The 21,304-nt window shown below is 30.4% G+C and carries 19 protein-coding genes and 4 pseudogenes; 12 read left to right on the top strand and 11 right to left on the bottom strand.

Going from position 1 to position 21,304, the window contains the following annotated elements:
- Nucleotides 1-105: 105 nt before the first annotated feature.
- From ACOTU8_RS06840 to ACOTU8_RS06820, 5 genes and pseudogenes are all read right to left on the bottom strand, one after another.
- Nucleotides 106-488 (bottom strand): annotated as a pseudogene (locus tag ACOTU8_RS06840) (pyridoxal-phosphate dependent enzyme); the annotation flags it as partial.
- Nucleotides 485-1,083, bottom strand: a pseudogene (locus tag ACOTU8_RS06835) (phosphoribosylanthranilate isomerase). The pseudogenes ACOTU8_RS06840 and ACOTU8_RS06835, both read right to left, overlap by 4 nt.
- Nucleotides 1,070-2,164: pseudogene (locus ACOTU8_RS06830) on the bottom strand (glutamine amidotransferase-related protein). Before ACOTU8_RS06830 ends, ACOTU8_RS06835 begins: the two co-directional pseudogenes overlap by 14 nt.
- Nucleotides 2,164-3,376, bottom strand: a pseudogene (locus tag ACOTU8_RS06825) (chorismate-binding protein). Before ACOTU8_RS06825 ends, ACOTU8_RS06830 begins: the two co-directional pseudogenes overlap by 1 nt.
- A gap of 157 nt (nt 3,377-3,533) precedes the next feature.
- A complete protein-coding gene (locus ACOTU8_RS06820) occupies nt 3,534-3,659 on the bottom strand; it encodes a hypothetical protein (protein WP_422342284.1) in 126 nt (41 codons plus the stop codon).
- A 122-nt stretch (nt 3,660-3,781) separates the two neighbouring features.
- On the opposite strand from ACOTU8_RS06820, the gene ACOTU8_RS06815 reads away from it, so the two are divergent.
- The 3 genes from ACOTU8_RS06815 to ACOTU8_RS06805 all read left to right on the top strand — a co-directional run bounded on the left by ACOTU8_RS06815 (nt 3,782) and on the right by ACOTU8_RS06805 (nt 7,920).
- Complete coding sequence (locus ACOTU8_RS06815; RefSeq protein WP_422342283.1) at nt 3,782-4,567, top strand: sulfite exporter TauE/SafE family protein; 786 nt, start codon at nt 3,782-3,784, stop codon at nt 4,565-4,567.
- A 77-nt stretch (nt 4,568-4,644) separates the two neighbouring features.
- Complete coding sequence (uvrA, locus tag ACOTU8_RS06810; protein WP_422342282.1) at nt 4,645-7,470, top strand: excinuclease ABC subunit UvrA; 2,826 nt, start codon at nt 4,645-4,647, stop codon at nt 7,468-7,470.
- 6 nt (nt 7,471-7,476) lie between these two features.
- Nucleotides 7,477-7,920, top strand: a complete 444-nt coding sequence (locus tag ACOTU8_RS06805; protein ID WP_422342281.1) for a YqaA family protein — start codon at nt 7,477-7,479, stop codon at nt 7,918-7,920.
- Here ACOTU8_RS06805 and ACOTU8_RS06800 read toward each other — a convergent pair.
- Together ACOTU8_RS06800 and ACOTU8_RS06795 are read right to left on the bottom strand one after the other, a co-directional pair.
- Nucleotides 7,876-8,883: a nucleoside hydrolase gene (locus tag ACOTU8_RS06800; RefSeq protein ID WP_422342280.1), complete on the bottom strand. Its 1,008-nt coding sequence runs from the start codon at nt 8,881-8,883 to the stop codon at nt 7,876-7,878. The two genes, ACOTU8_RS06805 and ACOTU8_RS06800, sit on opposite strands and share 45 nt — an antisense overlap.
- Nucleotides 8,880-10,241 carry an MFS transporter gene (locus ACOTU8_RS06795; protein WP_422342279.1) on the bottom strand — a complete coding sequence of 454 codons (1,362 nt, stop codon included), beginning with the start codon at nt 10,239-10,241 and terminating at the stop codon, nt 8,880-8,882. Before ACOTU8_RS06795 ends, ACOTU8_RS06800 begins: the two co-directional genes overlap by 4 nt.
- Nucleotides 10,242-10,395: 154 nt before the next feature.
- Between ACOTU8_RS06795 and polA the strand changes: the two genes are divergently transcribed.
- From polA to motB, 3 genes are read left to right on the top strand one after another with little or no spacing between them, the layout of a single operon-like run.
- Nucleotides 10,396-13,035, top strand: coding sequence for a DNA polymerase I (gene polA / locus ACOTU8_RS06790; RefSeq protein ID WP_422342278.1), 2,640 nt, complete (start codon nt 10,396-10,398; stop codon nt 13,033-13,035).
- Between the two features lie 15 nt (nt 13,036-13,050).
- Nucleotides 13,051-13,827: a flagellar motor stator protein MotA gene (motA, locus tag ACOTU8_RS06785; RefSeq protein WP_002880492.1), complete on the top strand. Its 777-nt coding sequence runs from the start codon at nt 13,051-13,053 to the stop codon at nt 13,825-13,827.
- Between the two features lie 2 nt (nt 13,828-13,829).
- Nucleotides 13,830-14,573, top strand: coding sequence for a flagellar motor protein MotB (gene motB, locus ACOTU8_RS06780; protein WP_422342277.1), 744 nt, complete (start codon nt 13,830-13,832; stop codon nt 14,571-14,573).
- 5 nt (nt 14,574-14,578) lie between these two features.
- On the opposite strand, the gene flhB is transcribed toward motB, so the two are convergent.
- Nucleotides 14,579-15,667: a flagellar biosynthesis protein FlhB gene (gene flhB / locus ACOTU8_RS06775; RefSeq protein WP_422342276.1), complete on the bottom strand. Its 1,089-nt coding sequence runs from the start codon at nt 15,665-15,667 to the stop codon at nt 14,579-14,581.
- Between the two features lie 116 nt (nt 15,668-15,783).
- The gene (ahpC, locus tag ACOTU8_RS06770; RefSeq protein WP_002854219.1) at nt 15,784-16,380 is read right to left on the bottom strand and encodes a peroxiredoxin; all 597 of its coding nucleotides are present in this window, start codon (nt 16,378-16,380) and stop codon (nt 15,784-15,786) included.
- Between the two features lie 205 nt (nt 16,381-16,585).
- Between ahpC and fdxA the strand changes: the two genes are divergently transcribed.
- From fdxA to fabH, 6 genes are all read left to right on the top strand, one after another.
- Nucleotides 16,586-16,870 (top strand): DUF362 domain-containing protein, encoded by a 285-nt coding sequence (fdxA, locus tag ACOTU8_RS06765; RefSeq protein ID WP_002854354.1) that lies wholly within the window; start codon nt 16,586-16,588, stop codon nt 16,868-16,870.
- Nucleotides 16,871-16,981: 111 nt separating this feature from the next.
- Nucleotides 16,982-17,395 (top strand): nucleoside-diphosphate kinase, encoded by a 414-nt coding sequence (gene ndk, locus ACOTU8_RS06760; protein WP_422342275.1) that lies wholly within the window; start codon nt 16,982-16,984, stop codon nt 17,393-17,395.
- Nucleotides 17,396-17,749: a hypothetical protein gene (locus tag ACOTU8_RS06755; protein WP_422342274.1), complete on the top strand. Its 354-nt coding sequence runs from the start codon at nt 17,396-17,398 to the stop codon at nt 17,747-17,749.
- Nucleotides 17,750-17,774: 25 nt separating this feature from the next.
- Nucleotides 17,775-17,921, top strand: coding sequence for a 50S ribosomal protein L32 (gene rpmF, locus ACOTU8_RS06750; protein ID WP_002858674.1), 147 nt, complete (start codon nt 17,775-17,777; stop codon nt 17,919-17,921).
- Nucleotides 17,922-17,926: 5 nt separating this feature from the next.
- Nucleotides 17,927-18,913 carry a phosphate acyltransferase PlsX gene (plsX, locus tag ACOTU8_RS06745; protein ID WP_422342273.1) on the top strand — a complete coding sequence of 329 codons (987 nt, stop codon included), beginning with the start codon at nt 17,927-17,929 and terminating at the stop codon, nt 18,911-18,913.
- Nucleotides 18,906-19,880: a beta-ketoacyl-ACP synthase III gene (fabH, locus tag ACOTU8_RS06740; protein ID WP_422342272.1), complete on the top strand. Its 975-nt coding sequence runs from the start codon at nt 18,906-18,908 to the stop codon at nt 19,878-19,880. Before plsX ends, fabH begins: the two co-directional genes overlap by 8 nt.
- On the opposite strand, the gene ACOTU8_RS06735 is transcribed toward fabH, so the two are convergent.
- The gene (locus ACOTU8_RS06735) at nt 19,877-20,227 is read right to left on the bottom strand and encodes a RidA family protein (protein ID WP_422342271.1); all 351 of its coding nucleotides are present in this window, start codon (nt 20,225-20,227) and stop codon (nt 19,877-19,879) included. The two genes, fabH and ACOTU8_RS06735, sit on opposite strands and share 4 nt — an antisense overlap.
- A complete protein-coding gene (gene serC, locus ACOTU8_RS06730) occupies nt 20,224-21,300 on the bottom strand; it encodes a phosphoserine transaminase (protein ID WP_422342270.1) in 1,077 nt (358 codons plus the stop codon). The genes ACOTU8_RS06735 and serC overlap by 4 nt, the downstream gene beginning before the upstream one ends.
- Nucleotides 21,301-21,304: the final 4 nt, after the last annotated feature.

The raw sequence follows: 21,304 nt of genomic DNA, 5'->3' as shown, positions 1-21,304 counted from the left end.
ATTATGCAAAATACATTTAAATAATTCAATATTAAAAAATTAAAATTTTTTAAAGTCTTATATCCCCGTAGCTAAAGCTATGGGCTTTACGGCTAGATTTGGTAAAATTGCACATTCAAGTCCTAAAAGTGCTGCCGCGGTAGCTGTTGCAAGTCCGTGTTGACCTGCTCCTATTTCTGCTATGATTTTTTCTTTCCTATTTTTTGCTAAAAGGGCTTGAGCAATAGCATTATTAATTTTATGCGCTCCGGTATGATTTAAATCCTTGCGTTTTAAATAAATTTCATGTTGATATTTTTTGCTTAAATTTCTAGCAAAATAAAGCGGAGTAGGACGCCTCACATAAGTTTTTAAAAGCTCATTAAGTTCTTTTTTAATTGCCTATCTTTAGAAAATTTTAAAAAAGAACTTTCTAATTCATCTAAAGCAAACATTGCACTTTCAGGTAAAAATTGCCCACCAAATTCACCATAATATGTCTTTTTCATCTTTTTAATTCCTTTAAAATTTGTTTTACCTTTTCTATATCTTTTAAACCTTGTTCATCTTCAAGTTTAGAATTAAGATCTAAAATTTTAGCTCCTGTTTTAATTGCTTGATTGATATTGTCTAAACCTATACCTCCAGCTAATGCAAAATCTTTAGCATAAGAACTTAATAAAGCTCAATCAAAACTTATTCCATTACCGCCCTTTAAATTTCCCTTAGTATCAAAAAACACTAAATCAGTAAAAATTTCACTTTTTAAATCTAAACTATCTTCCACGCTAATCACCTGCTAAACAAAAACATTTTACATTTTTAAAATTTCAAATTCTTCTTTGGTAATAGTACGATAAATTTGTATCCCATCAAGCTTAGCTTCTTTAACACGTCTTAAAATTTGTTCCAAATTTTCATCTACAAACACGCCGATAACTTTTTTGTCTTTTTCATGGAAAATTGTACTTAAATTTCTTGCTTGATTTAAACTCACTCTTCTTGGATTTTTAGCAAAAATAAGTCCAAAAAATCAATATTTAAAAAAGCTAAATCTTTAGCATTTTTTTCATCTTTAATGCCGCAAATTTTAAGCTTTAGCATAAGCTTGATACTCCTTAAAATACTCTATAACTTTACCTGAATAAATAGCTTCTAAAATCATATCTTTAGCCGCTAAAGGCGAACTTGCTTTATTAGCTGTATAAAGTGCAAACATTGCATTTAAAATCACTAAATCAAATTTTGCTCCTTGCATTTTACCGCTTAAAATATTCTTTAAATCTTTAGCATTCTCATATGCATTAGAACCTATAATTTCACTATGAAAGGCTCTTTTAAAACCAAACTGTTCAGGACAGATAGAATACTCTAAAATTTCTCCTTCATAAAGTTCATAAATTTTATTCTCATCACTAAAAGTTTGAGAATACCTTAAAATTTGCCTTACAAAAGCACTTAAAGATTTTTCATTTAAAGACTTTTCTGTGATTAAAATCAACAAAGCTGCTACTTGTAAAATTTCATAGTCTTTAGACATAATGATTTTACAAATTTGTTTAAAATCATCACTTTGTAAAAAATGATCTTCACTCATTTTTTGCAGATAAAAACTTAAAGATTTTTCTTATTTTTGTGATTTTTTATATCTTGCTTTAAAAAATTAGAAAAAAGTTGTAAACCATATTCACTAAAATAACTTTCAGGGTGAAATTGTATGCCATAATAAGGCAATGTTTTATGTTTTAAAGCCATAATCACACCCTTTTCATCAAGAGCTAAAATTTCAAGCTCATCGCTAAGCTGCTTAACTTCTAAAGTAATGATAACGCATTACACTAAAATTTGAAGATAAATTAGCAAATAATTATTTTCCTTGCATTGTTTTACCAAAGAGCTTTTTGCATACATAGCTTTTTTGCATTTTTACTACTAAAGAATTAAAAGCTAGAGCTAAAGCTTGGTGTCCTAAACAAATACCCAAAATAGGAATATCAAGCTTAGCTTTCAAAATTTCAAGACAAACTCCACTTTGACTTGGATGTTTTGGACCAGGACTTAAAATAATATGCGTAGGATTTAAATTTTTTATCTCGCTAAGTAAAATTTCATCATTTCTTAAACTTTCTAACATATTTTTTACATTAAAAACAAAAGAATCATAATTATCGATTAAAAGTATCATTACTCTTCCTTTTTTAAATTTTCAAAAGCTACCAAAAGCGCCTTGCGTTTAACACAAATTTCTGCATATTCTTTTTGGCTCTCACTTTGTAAAACAATACCTGCCCCACTTGCCAAATAAGCCTTATCTTGAGCAAAAAAGTGCAACAGATTAAAATCTCTAAAGTTACATCTTCATTAAAATTTAAAAATTCTACCGCACCACCATAAACCCCACAATCGCAATCTTCAAACTCGCTAATGATCTCTAAAGCTCTTGTTTAGGAGCTCTGCTTAAAGTTTCCGCTGGAAAAACTGCTTCAATCACGTCAAAAATACTCGCATCTTCTTTCATATTGGCATACACTTCACTACTATGTGCATTACAAATTTATTTTTAATAATAGAAAAAAGATTTTTCACTCTTGTTTGAGTGCCAAATTTAGAAGCATCATTCCTTGCTAAATCTATAAGCATTTTATTATTCGCTAAGCTCTTTTTCTAAAGCTAAAAAATCGCAATTATTTTCTAAATTTCTAGTTCCTGCAATAGGTGCTAAATAAATCTCTCTTTTTTTTAATTTTTAATAAAAACTCTCCTAGAACAACACCATATTTACTTGGAAAATAAAACATATAAGCACTTGGATTTAAAGCACTTAAACTCTCATAATAATCAAAAGCATTTACTTGATGCTTGATGCAAAGTTGCCTACTTAAGACCACTTGAAAAATATCCCCACTTAAAAGATATTCTTTGGCTTTTTCACACATTTTAAAAAAATCATTTTTTTCTTTTTCCAAAGAGTTTAAAATTTCAAAATCACTTTTGTCTTTTTTTAATACTTTTAAAATCATCTTTAAAATATTCAAAATATTTAAAGCACCGAATTTAAAAAACATTTTGCTATTTTTCTCATAAATTAAATAAGCTTTAGCATTTGCAAACAAAAACAAAGGAAAATCATAATTTTTCTTAGAAGAAAACAGGATTTTTTCAAATAAAGATATGAAATTAGCACTAAAAACTCCAAAAATCCTGCATAATTATAAATTTTACTTTTAGTTAAAGCTTCATAATATTTTGTTTTAAACTCACTAAATGATAATTCATTAGAATCTAAATAATCACAATCAATCCCTATAATAACTCTAGCTAAATCCTCTGCAAAATAAGAATTTTCAAATTTTTCAAGGATTTGTCTGCAATAAAAATTTACATTTTTAACAAACATAATAAACCTTTTTAAAAATTAAAATAATATTAAAGAAAAAATTTGGATAAAAAGAAGTTTAGAAATGCCAAGAGCGAAGAGTATGTGTAAGTTTTAAAATCAAAGAATTACTAAAAAAATCATTTTCACTCATCTTTTACCTTTCTTATAAAATATTTTAAAAATTAAGACTTTTATGAAAATTTCTAAAGTCTAAATTAGTTTTAATCAATAAATACAAATTTTGCTTTAAATTTAAAATAAATATTATAAAATCTTTACATTTTATAATATTTTGAAACATTTTTACGATGCTTAAAGTTACCAAAAAAATATTCTATTTTTATAAAAAACTAAGATAATACTTAGCTTAATAAGATAAAATTATTCCGTATTTGAAATATTTAATATTTTTTAGGAAAAGCTATGGAAATCACAGATTTACCTTATCTAATCATAGGAATCATTTCAGGTATTGCTTCTGGACTTTTTGGTATTGGAGGGGGTATGATTATCGTTCCTTCTATGTTTGCACTTGGAGCAAGTGCCCATCATGCCATCGGAATTTCAGTATTACAAATGATTTTTGCGGCAGTTTTTGGTTCTTATATTAACTACAAGAAAAAAAATCTAAATCTTAAAGATGGTATTATGATAGGTTTTGGAGGGCTCATAGGAGCAAGTTTTAGTGGAATGCTTTTAAAATCTTTAAGTGATATAGCTCTTACTAGTGTATTTTTGGTAGTAAGTTGCATATTTTTTATTAAATATACTTTTGGAATTAAAGAAAACATTGTGCAAAATCAAAGAAGTGTTTGGGTAAAGAATGTCATTTTATTTATTGCTGGAGCTTTTACTGGTATTTTTGCTATTTCTTTAGGAATTGGTGGTGGACTTTTAATTGCTCCAATTTTAGCTTATTTTCTAGGTTATGATAGCAAAAAAGTTGTTTCTTTATCTTTATTTTTTGTCATTTTTGCTTCAGTCTCGGGTATTATATCTTTTTCAAATTCTGGAGTTATAGACTCTGAAGTTATTCATAAAGGAATACTAGTAGGTATAGCTTCCATGGTCGGAGTTGTTATAGGAATTAAAATCATAGAAAAAATGCACATTTTAGCTCATAGAAAAATTTTGCTTTGTGTATATGCTTTATCAATACTTGGAACCACTCACTCTTTGCTTGATAAACTAAACCTTATAAATTTTTAACTTGAGTTAATCTAAGTTTTTTTAATTATTATTATGCTAAAATCTTAAATTTATTTAATATTTTTTAGGAAAAAACCATGAACGATACTATAAAAATCATCGGTGCAAGAGAAAATAACCTTAAAAATATCCACCTTGAAATTCCTAAAAACAAACTCATTGTTTTTACAGGACTTAGTGGAAGCGGAAAATCAACCCTTGCTTTTGGCACTCTTTACGCTGAAGGACAACGCCGTTATATAGAAAGTCTAAGTGCTTATGCCAGACAGTTTTTAGACAAAGTAGGCAAACCTGATGTTGATAAAATCGAAGGCTTAACTCCAGCTATTGCCATAGATCAAAAAACCACTTCTAAAAATCCACGATCCACTGTAGGGACCATTACTGAAATTTATGATTATCTAAGACTTTTATATGCAAGAGTAGGTATTCAACACTGCTATCGATGCGGACAAAAAATTTCATCCATGAGTGCAAGTGATATAGTTGATGAAATTTTAAAATTTCCAAAAGGTGCAAAAATTATCATCTATGCCCCACTCATACGAGAAAAAAAAGGAACTTATGCGGATTTACTTGAAAATTTACGCAATAAAGGCTATGTAAGAGCACAAATTGACGGGGTTTTAGTAAGACTTGATGAAGAAATAGAATTAGCTAAAACAAAAAAACATACTATAAAATTAGTCATAGATCGTCTTGAAATTCAAAAAGACTTACTCTCTCGCCTTGCAAGTGATATAGAAAAAGGTTTACAAGAAAGTTTTGGAGAAATAGAAATAGAAGTTTTAAATCATGAAGAAATAAATCTTAATAAACACTACCATTTTAGTGAGCATTCAGCTTGTTTTGATTGTAAAATTTCTTTTGTTCCGCTAGAACCTTTAAGCTTTTCTTTCAACTCTCCAAAAGGGGCTTGTGAAGCTTGCGATGGACTTGGAATTCGTTATACTCTAGATATGAAAAAAATTATCGATGAAAACTTAAGCCTTGAAAACGGTGCAGTTAAAAACATGTATGGTTTTAACAAAAGTTATTATTATAAATTTCTAATCGCCTTTTGTGAACAAAATGAAATTTCTACTAAAATACCTTTTATAAAGCTAAATGAAGAGCAAAAACGACTAATATTGTATGGTAATGCAAAAACCATAGAATTTCTTTGGAAAAGAAATCGTTTAAAACGTACTTTTGAAGGTGTAGTTAAAATAGCCTATGAAATGCTAAAAGATGAAAAAGATTTAAGTGAATATATGAGTGAAAAAATTTGCAAAGATTGCGGTGGACATCGTTTAAGACCTGAAAGTTTAGCTGTAAAAGTCGCAAAAAAAGGTTTAGGTGAAATTTTAGATATGAGTATAGAAGATAGTACTGCTTTTTTTACTGAAGAAAAAAACTTCTCTTATTTGAGTGAGCAACAAAAACTTATTTCTAAGCCTATATTAAAAGAAATCAATGAAAGACTTTTCTTTTTATATGACGTAGGACTAGGTTATCTTTCTTTGGGACGTGATGCAAGAACTATTAGTGGAGGAGAAGCTCAAAGAATCCGTATAGCCTCGCAAATTGGCAGTGGTTTAAGTGGAGTAATGTATGTTTTAGATGAACCTAGCATTGGACTTCACGAAAGAGATACAGCAAAACTTATAAAAACTTTAAGAAATTTACAACAAAAGGGTAATACCTTAATCGTTGTAGAACATGATAAAATGACCATAGAAGAAGCAGATTTTATAGTAGATATTGGTCCAAAAGCTGGAAAATTTGGAGGTGAAGTTATATTTAGTGGAACTTATCAAGAACTTTTAAAAAGCAAAAGTCAAACTGCACTTTATATGAATGGTAAAAAACAAATTTCACAACTTAAAAACAGAACACAAAAAGAATGGCTAGAACTTAAAAATGTTAATATCAATAATATACAAAATTTAAGTGTTAATTTTCCTTTGCAAAATCTAGTCGCTATAACTGGAGTTTCTGGTTCTGGAAAAAGTTCTCTTATACTTCAAACCCTCCTTCCTTTTGCACAAGAAGAATTAAATCGTGTCAAAAAAGTCAAAAAGCTAGGCGGAGTAGAAATAAATGGGCTTGAAAAACTCGATAAAGTCATTTATCTTGATCAAAGTCCCATAGGTCGAACACCTCGTTCGAATCCTGCCACTTACACAGGAACTATGGATGAAATTCGCAATCTCTTTGCTGCTACTAAAGAAGCTAAAATGCGTGGCTATAAAGCGGGACGATTTTCTTTTAATGTTAAAGGTGGAAGATGTGAAAAGTGTAGTGGAGATGGAGAAATTAAAATAGAAATGCATTTTTTACCCGATGTTATGGTTGTATGCGATACTTGTCAGGGCAAACGCTATAATGATGCCACACTAGAAATCAAATATAAAGGTAAAAATATCAGCGAAATTTTAAATATGAGTGTCTTAGAAGCGAGTGAATTTTTTGCAGCCGTTCCTAAAATCAAGCAAAAATTAGATACTCTAGTAAAAGTGGGTTTAGACTATCTAACTCTAGGGCAAAATGCCACAACTTTGAGTGGAGGCGAAGCACAAAGGATAAAGCTTGCCAAAGAATTAAGCCGTAGCGATACAGGAAAAACACTTTATATACTCGATGAGCCTACAACAGGACTGCATTTTGAAGATGTCAATAAACTCATCTTAGTTTTACAGCATTTAGTTGATCTTAAAAACTCTGTTTTTGTAATAGAGCATAATTTAGATGTGATCAAAAATGCTGATTACATCATCGATATGGGACCTGAAGGTGGGATTAAAGGAGGTAAGGTTATTAGTACAGGAAGTGTAGAAAAAGTGGCCAAAGATTATAAAAAAACATGTTCTTACACAGGATATTATCTAGATTTAGAACTTAAAAATACACAAAAATCATAATTTAAAATGTTTGATTTTTTATATAGTAATATAAGTTATTTAGGACTTTTTATAGTGTGTTTTCTTTCAAGCACACTACTACCTTTAGCAAGCGAAGCTTTTGTTTTAGGCTTTATAAAACTTGATTTTAGTCCATATTTAGTTCTTGTCATAGCAACCTTAGCAAATACTTCAGGAAGTTTAAGTACTTATGCTTTAGCTTATTTTGGAAAAGAAAAATTTTTAAAAAAATACTTTAGTAAATCATTAAAAAAACTAGACAATTTCAATGCTAATTTTACTAAATTTGGAAGTACATTTGCTTTTTTAACTTTTTTACCTTTAGTAGGAGATCTCTTTGCACTTGGACTAGGTTTTGCCAAATATTCTTTTTTAAAAACTATTTTTTTTATCTTACTTGGAAAATTAAGCCGTTATGCTTTTATAATTTTCATAGCAAACTCCTTTTAAAAGTCTATCTTTTATAAGTTTTAAAAGTTTTACATTATCTACATTTTTTAGAATTTTAACACAATTTTTAGTGCTTAAATCCACCCCCATACTCATTTTTGGTTCTTTAAAACAACGCCAACTCATACCTCTTGCCAAAGAACTATCACAAATAACATCAGCATAACACTCATCAAAATCTGCAATACTAGAATCTAACACATAAGCTATAGTTAAAGCATCATGTATCCAAGTTCCCTTTGTACCACGTGTTTTAGAGGCGTAATCAATCCAAACGCTTAAAGTTTTGACAATAAAATCACATAAAATATTTTTACCTTGCAAATCTTTTAAATCTTCATGTGTTAATAAAGTCTGCATAGTTGCATTATAAGGTACAAGTGTAATTTTAGCTCTTGAATTTAACACTATGCTAGCAGCCTCAGGATCAAAACCAAAATTTGTATCTTTGGTATAATAAGGCATATCAAAACAACCACCCATAATAAAAAGTTCTTTAAGATTTATATCAAAATCTTTAAAAATTTTCATAGCCATAGCAATATTTGTCAAAGGACCTATAGCACAAATAGAAATTTCTTCAGGATTTTTACTGACTAATTCTCCCATTTTAAAAATTGCATTAGGATGTATATTTTCTAAAATTTTAGGACTTTTTATATTTTTCCAAAGATATTCAAGTTTCAAATTTTTTACACTTTCATCGAGTCTTTGACGCCAAGCTTTACTTGGTTCTCTTAAGGCTTCATTTGCTCCTAAATAAACAGGAATGTTTAAATTTAAACGTTTAAATAAATCCTTAGCCACGCTATAAGCAACAAGGCTTGGGACATTACCACAAACCGTGCTTAGCATTTCAAGTTTGATCTCTTTAGATGTCAAAATCAAAGCAAGAGCCAAACCATCGTCAGTATTTGCTCCTACAATAGCATTGCCTATATCCGTATCTAAGATAAGTCTCATATCGCATCTTCTATTTTATTTAAATCTCTACCTCTAGTTTCTGGAGCAAAAAATGTAGTCACAAAACCTATACCTGCAGTTAATACAAAATATATTGCAATAGGCCACCAAGTACCATAATACGCAAGCAAAGCAGAAGCAACCATAGGTGCCGTTCCTCCTGAAAAAATAGAACCTAATTCCTTGGCAAAAGCCATTTTTGTATAACGATTTTTTACCCCAAAAATCTCCACACCCCAAGCTGCTTGAACCCCAAAAATTCCTAAAGATGCTAAAGACATACCTATAATAATAGTTAAAATCACAATAATTTCATTCTTGCTATCTAAAAGCATAAAAGCAGGAAAAGCATAAATCATCAAAAGCAAACAAAACATTCTATAAGTAATACGTCTTCCAAACCTATCGCTTAAATAACCCGCCAGAGGAATAACTAAAAATCCTACCAATGAAGCTATCATTACTGCTGTAGTAGCCACTGATTTATCTAAAAGCAAAATTTTAGTCACATAACCCACAATAAAACCTTGTGCAAGATAAGAAGGTCCATTTTCACCTATTCTTAAACCCACCATAATCCAAAAAGTACGACTTTTTTGCCAAAAACTTCTTTCATCTTTTTCCACATGTTTTTCATTATCAAGACGTAATTTCATCATTTCATTTTTTTGTTTTTCAAAAACAGGAGTTTCTTTTACATAAAAACGAATATATACTGCAAAAAGAGCAATCAAAATGCTTCCAACAAAAGGAACCCTCCAGCCCCATTCTTTAAAACTTGTTTCGTCCATTTGAACCATCAAAAGCCACACAAAAGATGCAAGTAAAGTTCCGCTATTTGAACCCAAAGCAATCACAGAAGAAACAAGACCTCTTCTTTTACTAGGAGCATATTCTCCAAGCATAACCGTTCCTCCTGAAAGTTCTGCTCCTGCACCAAAACCTTGTATAAAACGTAAAATAACTAAACAAACAGGTGCCCAAACCCCAATCACTGCATAACTTGGAATAAAGCCGATTAAAGTAGTTGAAACCCCCATTAAAGCTATAGTAGCCATCATAACATTTTTTCTTCCATGTTTATCCCCTAAATAACCGAAAAACAAAGCTCCAATAGGCCTTGCAATAAAACCTATACCATAAGTTACAAAGCTAAGCAAAAGTGCAATTACTGGAGTTTGCTCAGGAAAAAATACTTCTGAAAAAATTGTTGCAGCTGCTAAACCATAAAGTGCAAAATCCGCATATTCCATAGCAGTTCCTAGCCAGCAAGAAAAAACTGCCTTTTTAAAAATTTTTCTACCTTCAGGTGTGTTAAAATTTTTATCCGCAATTCCATCAATTTGCTGATTTGTCATTATATTATCCTTGTATATTTTTTATAATTATGACTAAAAATTGCAGTATTTTTGCTTAAAGGTCTTTAATTCTAGACATTTTAAGCAAAATTTTGAAATAATTCTATAAATTAAATTTATTTTTATACTTACATTATCAAAGAAGAACAAAATTATGAAAACTTTAACCATTATCGATACTTTTGGATTTTTTTTTAGACTTTATTATGCTTTAAAAAGTTTAAAAAATTCACAAGGACAAGCTAGCGGAATGATTAGCGGTTTTGCTAATTTTATTTACAGTCTAAAAAATGAATATAAAAGTGATTATATTATTTTTGCATTAGATTCTAAAGGAAAAACTTTTCGTAGTGAAATTGATCCAAACTACAAACAAAATCGCACTCCACCGCCACCTGAACTTCTAGAGCAAATCCCTATTTGTATAGATATGATAGAAAAAATGGGATTTATAAGTGTTTCACAAGAAGGTTACGAAGCTGATGATATCATCGCTTCTGTTGTAAAAACTTGTGAAAATAAAGATATTTTTGTACGCATTATTACTCAAGATAAAGACCTTTATCAACTCATAAAAGATGGTAAAACAAGCATTTATAGTCCTATTTCTAAAAATGACTATAATGAAGCAGCTTGCTTAGAAAAATATGGGGTAAAACCTTGTCAAATAAGAGATTTTTTAGCCCTTTGCGGAGATAGTTCTGATAATATCCCTGGAGTCAAAGGCATAGGTGCAAAAGGAGCTAAAACCCTACTTGATGAGTTTGGAAGCATAGAAGGAATTTATGAAAATTTATCTCTAGTGCGTAATAAAAGAAATCGTAACTTACTTTTAGAGGGTAAGGAAAATGCATTTTTAAGCAAAAAATTAGCTTCTTTGTATGAAAATTTAGAAGTACAAAATCTTATAGAAAAAGCTATTTATCCACATGAAGAACCTCTTTTAAAAATACTTGAAATTTTAGAACACTACGAACTTAACACCTTACTTAAAAAACTGCGTCAAAATCCTGATAATAAAGATAAAAATTTAGGTTTTAAAGCCACTTTAATACAAGATGAAAACAAACTTTTTGAAATTTTAAATACCCTTGATAAAGAAAGTATTATCGCTTTTGATACGGAAACAACAGGGCTTAATACTAAAGAAGCTAAAATTGTTGGTTTTAGTTTTTGCATAAATGAAAATGAAGCCTTTTACGTGCCTTTAACTCATAATTATCTTGGAGTAGGTGAGCAAATCTCATTACAAAGCGCCAAAAAAGCTATAGAACTGATCTTTAATCATTTTGTTATAGGACACAATCTTAAATATGATTTTAAAATCATTCAAAACAATTTTGGATTAACTTTACCTAAAAAATTTGCTGATACTATGATTTTAGCATGGCTTAAAGATCCTTCTTTAAGAATAAATATGGATGATTTAGCCTTAAGGCTTTTTAACTATGAAACTTTACATTTTGAAAATCTCGTTAAAAAAGGAGAAAATTTTACAAGCGTAGAACTTGAAAAAGCTTGCAAGTACGCAGCAGAAGATGCTTATATCACTTTAAAATTTTATCTTTATTTTTTAAAAAATCTTGAAACTCCTTTATTAGAGCTTGCTAAAACTTGTGAATTTGATTTTATTAAAATTATTATGATGATGGAGGAAAATGGCATAAAACTTGATACGAATGCACTTGAAATCCTTATGAAAAAATTTGAAAATGAAATCAAAAATTTAAGTGAAGAAATTTATACTCTTTGCGAAGATAGATTTAACCTAAACTCACCTAAACAAGTAGGTGATATACTTTTTGAAAAACTTAAACTTCCAAGTGGAAAAAAAGGTAAAACAGGATATTCTACCGATGAAAAAGTTTTAAATGCACTTTTAGATAAACATCCTGTTATTGCTAAAATTTTAGATTATAGAGAACTTGCCAAACTTTATTCAACTTATTGTGAACCTTTATTAAAACTAGCGTTAAAAGATAAAAATTCACGCATTTATTCAAGTTTTTTACAAACTGGAACTGCAACAGGACGCCTTTCATCTAAGGATCCAAATTTGCAAAACATCCCTGCACACGGACAATACGCAAAAGATTATAAATCTTGCTTTGTAGCTAAAGATAGATTTAGTTTTATCTCTCTTGATTATTCTCAAATCGAACTTAGAATGCTTGCGCATTTTAGCGAAGATGAAAAACTTTTAAATGCTTTTGCCAACGATGAAGATATACACGCAAGAACAGCCATGATGATTTTTGGAGAAAACAATTATGAAACTAGAAGTGTTGCAAAAAGTATAAATTTTGGACTTATTTATGGCATGGGCTATAAAACTTTAAGTCAAAATTTAAAAATAGAAGCCAGTTTAGCTAAATCCTACATAGAAAAATATTTTGAAAATTTTACTAGTATTAAGAAATATTTTGAAATAGTTAAAAATGAAGCTAAACAAAATGGCTTTATCACTACTTTAAGCGGTCGCAAGCGTTATTTTGACTTTGAAAACGCAAAACCTATGCAAATTGCCATGTATGAAAGAGAAAGTATTAATTCAATCTTACAAGGCTCAGCGGCTGATGTAATCAAACTTGCAATGTTAGAAATCAATAAAGAATTAAATGAAGATAAGAAGCTCATCCTGCAAATTCACGATGAATTAATTTTTGAAGTAAAAGATGATTTATGTGAAAATTTTGTAAAAAAAACTAGAGATATTATGGAAAATATAGTAAAATTAAAAGTAAAATTAAAAACAAGTTCAAGTATTGCCAAAAATTGGGGCGATCTAAAATAATCAAGGAGATATTTAATGGATCTTTCAACTATACTAGGAATGGTACTTGCAGTTACTAGTATTTCAGTAGGAGATATACTAGAAGGAGGAAATCCTTTACATGTTATTCACCTTTCTTCCTTTCTTATAGTTATGCCAACAGCTGCATTTTGTGCAATGACTTCTACACATAAAAAAATCGTAAAAGCAGCTTATAAAGAACTCAAAGTTGTCTTTAAAGGTTCTGGAGTAAATCTACCTGAAAGGATAGCCCAGTTAATAGAATTTGCTATTATTGCAAGAAGAGATGGGCTTTTAGCATTAGAATCAAGAACCAATGAGATTGAAAATGAATTTTTAAAAAATGCTATGATGATGCTTGTAGATGGTAAAAGCTTTGAAGAAATTCACGAAAGCATGGAAATACAAACCGAACAACTTGAAGAGCATTATAAAGAATGCGCAGAATATTGGATAGTATTTGGAGAAACCTGCCCTACTATGGGACTTGTTGGGGCGGTTTTTGGTCTTATTCTAGCTCTTAAACTACTAGACAATCCCCAAGCAATGGCAGCCGGTATTTCAGGTGCTTTTACAGCTACGGTTACTGGGATTTTTGGTGCTTATGCACTTTTTGCACCTTGGGGAAGAAAAATGAAAGCTAACGGAATGGATCTTGTAAAAGAGCAAATTGTCATCACTGAAGCCATAAAAGGAATTGCAGAAGGTGCGAACCCTAGAGATTTGGAAGCTAAGCTTTTTAATTTCCTAAGTCACGATGATCCAAAAATTTCACAATTTGACAAAGGTTAAAAATGGCCAAGAAACATAAATGTCCAGAATGTCCTGCAGGTGAAAAATGGGCTGTACCTTATGCAGACTTTCTAAGTTTGCTTTTGGCGCTTTTTATTGCTCTTTGGGCAATTTCTAAAACAAATCCTGCTAAAGTAGAAGCTTTAAAAACCGAATTTGTTAAAATCTTTGATTACACCTCTACTCAAACAGTCAAAGAAGAGAGTAAAACCCAAGAAAAATATAAGGGTGCGGCAAAAGAAGAAAGTGATGAACTCAAATCGCTAAAACAAATGACTATGACGCAGCAAGAAACTATCAAACGCCTTCAAGCAGCTCTAGATCAAAGCGACAATCAGATTGCTCTTAATCTTCCATCTAAAGTTGAATTTGAAAGAGGTAGCGCTCAAATCGTTTCAGCTGATATACAAGATTATTTAAAACGTATGGCTGAACTAACAACATATTTACCACCTCAAGCAAAAATAGAAATTAGAGGCTATACAGACAATAGCGACTCTATTATAAGAAGTTATGAACTCGCCTATCAAAGAGCAGAAAATGTATTAAAATATTTTATAGAAGGTGGAGCAAATTTAAAAAATATTAGCATTAAAAGCTACGGGCTTAATAATCCTATCAATGGAAATCCACAATCTCTAGAAAATAATAGAGTAGAAATATATTTTAAAGTCGATACAGCAGATACAAGTACTCAAAAATCGGTTCTTGAACTTATCAATAAAATAGGAACTAAAGCACCTTAAAAGTTTTAGTTTCCTTTTTTTACTTGACCAGCTAAACGACTCTTATTATTTGTATTATAAACAAATCCTAGTACCTCAGCTACAGCTTTAAACATTTCCCTAGGAATAAGATCATTAACATCGCAAGCTTTATAAAGCTCCCTTGCTAAAGGAGGATTTTCATAAACTACAACATTATTTTCATAGGCTACTTGTTTTATGCGAAGAGCGAGAAAATCCACTCCTTTGGCAACAACCCTAGGAGCTTGTTCTTTACTTGTATCATAACGAATAGCTACAGCATAATGCGTTGGGTTTGTGATCACCACATCCGCACCTGCAACATCTTGAACCATACGACGACGCGCAGCTTCCATTTGAAGTCTACGAATTCTACCTTTAACCTGAGGATCTCCTTCCATTTGTTTATACTCATCTTTTATTTCTTGTTTGCTCATACGCAAACCTTTAAAATACTGAAAACGCACCAAAAAAACATCCAAAACAGCAATAATTAAAAAAGCAACTATAACAATAGCCGCTAAAACAATAGCCCTATCTCTTAGCCAAGTAAGCTGTGCAACCATAGTATAAAGCTCAACTCTTGGAAGCTCTTGCATAAATTTAAGTAAAACTATAAAAGCTATAGTAAAAACAATACCCACTTTTAAAATAATTTTTATACTTTCAACAATTTTTTTCAATGAAAAAAGGTTTTTTAAACCTTTTAGAGGATTGATTTTTCCTAAATTTGGCATAATAGGTTTGGTTGTAAAAACAAAACCAAATTGCATAATATTTCCCAAAACCCCAGCAATCATAATACTTAAAACAATAGGTGCAAGAATAATTAAAACCTCAAAAATGCTTTTAATCATAATGGCTTGAATAATACGTAAATCGAATTCAACGCCAATAAAACTTTGATAATATCTATATAAATTTACAATTCTCTCGCCCATAAAACTCATCATAAATAAAGTTATAGTTACTCCAATTATCAAAGTTACAATAGCTGCCGCATCTTGAGACTTTGGAACATTACCTTCTTTACGCGCGTCTTCTATCTTTTTGGACGTGGGTTCTTCTGTTTTTTCTTGATCTTCGCCTGCCATATTTTAGCCTAAGTAAAAATTTTAATATGTGTAAAATTATAGTAGAAAATTTATGAATTTCAATTAAAGAATAAAAATGAAGAAAAAGCCTCATGAAGAGGCTTTATACTAAGAAATTAAAGTTTAGCTTCGTTTTTGCCAAGATATTCAGCCACGCCTTTAGGGTTAGCTTTCATACCTTCATCGCCCTTATTCCATCCTGCAGGACAAACTTCACCATGCTCATTTGTAAAAAGCATAGTATCAACCATTCTCAACATTTCATCTATATTTCTACCTAATGGTAAATCATTAACCACAGCATGGCGAACTGTTCCATCAGCATCAAGCAAGAATGAACCACGAAGGGCAACTGCTTCTGCATAAAGTACATCAAAATTTCTAGCAATCTGCTTAGTTAAGTCAGCAACAAGTGGAAATTTAACCTGACCAATACCACCTTGATTTACTGGAGTATTTTTCCAAGCAAAATGTGAAAATTCATTATCTCCTGAAATTCCAATTACTTCAATACCGCGGTTTTTAAATTCTTGATATCTTTTGTCAAAAGCTATAATTTCTGAAGGACAAACAAAAGTAAAATCTTTTGGATAAAAGAATACTACCGCTCCTTTTGGACCTATATTTTTATAAAGATTAAAATCTTGAACAATTTCATTGTTTCCTAATACTGCTGGAGCAGTAAAATCTAAAGCTTTTTTAGTAACTATCATATTTTCTCCTAAATAATAAATTTTATTGATAGCGAAATTATATCGTTTAAATCTTTATTTTTTTTTAAATATCTAAAAATAATATTAAAAATTTAAGAAAGTTATAATTATTATCAAATAAGGTAAATTTTTGATTATCAAAATTTACCTTATTTAAGAATTTTATGCTAAAATCTTTTAAATCTTATATTAAAAAGGAGAAAAAATGGCTGTAAAAATTACAGATATATGTATTGCTTGTGGTTCTTGTATTGATGAGTGTCCAGTGAGTGCTATCGTTGATGATGCTAACAATCCAGAAGGCGAAGATAGATATTATGTTTATGCAAACAAATGCGTTGAATGTGTAGGACATAATGATCAACCAGCTTGTGCCAGTGCTTGTCCAACAGATGGATGTATAGTTTGGAGTGCTGTAGAATCAGGACAACCAAGTCGTGATAATATTGGTGCTGATATGAGAAGTGGGGACACTCCAGTTTTTGCATAATTAAAAAAAAGAAAAAGCTAGAGATTCCTAGCTTTTTCTTTTAATTTAACTTTCTTTAAACAAATTCAAGTATAATTTTAAGCCTTATTAAAATGAGGAGTTATTACAAAGATGGAAAAAACTTTATCTATAATTAAACCTGATGCTGTTAAAAAAGGTATTATAGGAAAAATTTTAGATCGTTTTGAAAGCAATGGATTAAGAATCGCTGCAATGAAAAAAGTTCAACTTAGTAAAGAACAAGCTGAAAATTTTTATGCTGTTCATAGAGAAAGACCTTTTTTTAAAGACTTGGTTGAATTTATGATTAGCGGTCCTGTTGTTGTTTCTGTACTAGAAGGAGAAGGTGCTGTATTGAAAAATAGAGATTTAATGGGAGCAACAAATCCTAAAGAAGCTAAAGCAGGAACAATTAGAGCTGATTTTGCTGAGAATATTGATGCCAATGCTGTTCATGGAAGTGATAGTTTAGAAAACGCAAAAATAGAAATTGAATTTTTCTTTAAACCGAATGAAATTTGCTAAATGAAAATCCCTTTTTCTAAGATTAATACAAAGGAATATCCTTTTAAACTTAATCTTGAAAATATGATTTTTGAGGGAAATTTAGTAAAAATAAATCCTAAGCTTGTTAAAATAAATGCTGTTATGCAAGGTTTTATCTATAGACCTTGTGATAGTTGTGGAACTGAGTTAGAACTTGAAATTAAAGAAAATTTAGAACTTTTTGCAAGTGATGGTATTTTTAAAGATAAAGCAAACGAATTGAGCAATACTATAGAATTTTTCGATGGACATATTGATTTAATAGAAGTTGCTATTAGCGAGCTTGAAGCTTATTTGAGTGATTATTTTTATTGCATAAATTGCAATAATTAATTAAATTTTTTAAAAAGGAGAAAAAATGGCAGTACCAAAGAGAAGAGTGAGTAAAACTCGTGCAGCTAAACGCAGAACTCACTATAAAGTTAGTCTTCCTATGCCTATAAAAGACAAAGATGGAAGCTACAAAATGCCTCACCGTGCAAATCCAACAACTAAGGAATATTAAAATCAATGATTAACATTGCCATTGATGCAATGGGTGGTGATTTTGGAGAAAAACCCATTATAGAAGGCGTTTTAAAGGCACTAGAAGCAAAACCTTTTAACGCTATCTTAGTGGGAAATTCTAAAATTCTAAAACCTTTAATACCAAAAAAATTAGAACAATATATACAATATGAAGAAGCTAGCGAAATTTTTTCGATGAATGAAAATGCCACGGATGCTTTAAAAAATAAAGAAACAACCATATACAAAGCTATTAATTTATTAAAAGAAAAAAAAGTAGATGCTGTAGTTTCAGCGGGTCATAGTGGAGCAAGCATGTCTTTAGCTACATTAAGACTTGGAAGACTTAAAGGTATTTCAAGACCTGCTATTGCTACTTTAATGCCAAATATCGTTAGCAAAACTTTACTTTTGGATGTTGGAGCGAATACAGATTGTAAAGCTGAAAATTTATTTCAATTTGCCATAATGGGTGAAGTTTATGCTAGAGAAATTATGCAAATTCAAAAACCACGCCTTGCTTTACTTTCCAATGGTGAAGAAGAATGCAAAGGCAATGAACTTACCAAAGAAAGTCATCAGCTTATGAAAAAAATTCCAAATTTTATAGGTAATGCTGAAGGTAGAGATATTTTCAATGGTGGAATAGATGTTTTAGTCTGCGATGGTTTTGATGGAAATGTTATTTTAAAGGCTTGTGAAGGTGTAGCAACAGCTATTTTTCAGCTTCTAAAAAACGAAGTAAAACAATCTTTGATTTCTAAAATAGGTGCTTTACTTATGAAACCATCTTTTAAAAAATTAAAAAAACACACAGATTGGCAAGAATACGGTGGAGCACCCCTTCTTGGAGTTAATGGTTGCGTGATTATAAGTCATGGAAAAAGCGATTCTAGAGCTATTAAAAATGCAATTTTTCAAGCTATAAATTTTAGCCAATCCCATATCAATGAACTTATAGAAAATGAACTTGGGAAATACAATGCTTAAAGCCAGTCTTAAAAGTATAGCTTCTTATATTCCAGAAAAAATTTTAAGCAATGCTGATCTTGAAAAGATAGTAGATACCACCGATGAATGGATCACTAGACGCACGGGTATTAAAGAAAGACGCATTGCTAAAGAAAATGAAAATACAAGTGATTTAGGTACAAAAGTTGCCTTAAAAGCTATAAAAAGAGCAAATTTAAAACCTGAAGATATTGATGCTATTCTCGTAGCCACTTTAAGTCCTGATTATTTTACTATGCCTTCAACAGCTTGTAAAATTGCTTCAAATTTAGGTCTTGTAAATATTAGCGCTTTTGATATTTCAGCAGCTTGTTCTGGTTTTATCTATTTGCTTGAACAAGCTAAAGCCTTAGTAGAAAGTGGTTTAAAAAAAAATGTCTTGATTATAGGAGCTGAAAAAACAAGCTCTATTATAGATTACAATGATAGAAGTATTTGCATACTCTTTGGAGATGGTGCAGGAGCTGGAGTTGTAGGTTTAGATAATGAAAATCATATCCTTGATGTACATACTGCAAGCAATGGTAATTATGGAGATCTTTTAATGACTCAAAGATCACAAAAATCAAGCCTATGTCAAACACTTTCTATGCAAATGAAAGGCAATGAAGTTTTTAAAATAGCAGTAAACACGCTTAGCAATGATGTTGTAAAAATTTTAGCTAAAAATAACATTTTAGCACAAGAAATTGATCTTTTCATTCCCCATCAAGCTAATCTACGCATCATTAAAGCCGTCCAAGAAAAACTCAATCTAAGTGATGAAAAATGTGTGATCACTGTACAAAAATATGGTAATACTTCAGCTGCTTCTATACCTATGGCAATGAATGATGCCTATGAAGAAGGTCGACTTAAAAAAGGAAATTTAATCTTACTAGATGCTTTTGGCGGTGGTTTTACTTGGGGATCTGCGCTTTTAAAATTTGGAGGAGAGAATTTTTAATTCTCTTTTAGCTTTCCAAAAGCTTGAATTTCTACCAAATAACCCTCTGCTAAAGCACTTCCTACACAAGCTCTAACAGGCTTAGGATAATTTTTAATCCAAGCATCATAAATCTCATTCATCGCATCAAAATCTTGCATATTAGCTAGCCAGATTTGAATTTGAATCAAATCTCCTTTGCTTGCGCCTATTTTTTCAAACAAAGCATCAAGTTCTGCAAGTGCTTCTTTAGTTTGTTTTTTAATATCTCCGCTAGGTTCAAAAGCCACTTGTCCTGCAGTTTTAAAATATTTATCAAAAACAATAATTTGCGACATTCTATCGCACTCATCAAAACGCTTTATCATGCATATTTTCCTTGAAATTCTTTCATAAATTCACACAAGGTTTTTACCTGTTCTAAACTTAGTGCATTATAAATACTTGCACGAATTCCTCCTAAAATTCTATGTCCTTTAAGTCCTATCATCCCAGCTTCTTCAGCTTCTTTTACAAAAAGAGATTCTAAATCTACATTTTTAGTAATATTAAAACTCACATTCATTAAAGATCTATCCTTTTTATCTGCATGTCCTTTATAAAATCCATTGCTTAAATCAATACATTCATAAAGCATAGTAGCTTTTTGAGAATTTTTCTCATGCACTTTATCAAGCCCACCTTGATTTAAAAGCCAATCCATTTCAAGATTAAACATATAAATAGCAAAAGTTGGGGGCGTGTTAAACAAAGACTGATTCTCAACATGAGTCAAATAATTTAACATACTAGGAATTTGTTTATTTTTGGATCTTTCTAACATATCTTTACGGATAAAAATACAACTTAAACCCGAAATTCCAGCATTTTTTTGCACCCCACCATAAAAAAGAGCGATATTTGAAAAATCTACTCTTCTAGAAAAAAAATCACTCGATGCATCAACAATCAAAGGAGCTTTAGTTTTAGGATAATTTTGATATTGAGTGCCATAAATAGTATTATTAGAACAAATATAAGCATAATCAGCATTATCACTAAATTCCACTCTAGGAATATGATTGAAATTACTTTCCTCGCTACTTACTACGGTTTTAACATTGACACCTAAAATTTGTGCTTCTTTAATTGCTTTTTTTGTCCAAACTCCTGTATTTGCATATTCACAAACCCCATTTAAAGCTAAATTCATAGGAATCATAGCAAATTGCAAGCTTGCTCCACCTTGTAAAAATAATACTTCATAATCATTTTTTAACCCATAAAGTTTTTTAGCTTTCTCTTGTGCCCCAAAATGCACTTCTTCAAATACTTTTGTGCGGTGAGAAATTTCCATTATAGAATAACCTTTACCCTGATAATCACAGAGTTCTTTTTGAGCTTGCTCTAAAATTTCTAAAGGTAAAGTTGATGGCCCTGCACTGAAATTAATTTTTCTCACAATT

Origin of the sequence: Campylobacter jejuni, assembly GCF_049221745.1 — a bacterium.
Classification (GTDB): domain Bacteria; phylum Campylobacterota; class Campylobacteria; order Campylobacterales; family Campylobacteraceae; genus Campylobacter_D; species Campylobacter_D jejuni_E.
Note: the sequence above shows the minus strand (reverse complement) of the source record. Positions and strands in the feature narration are given on the sequence as shown.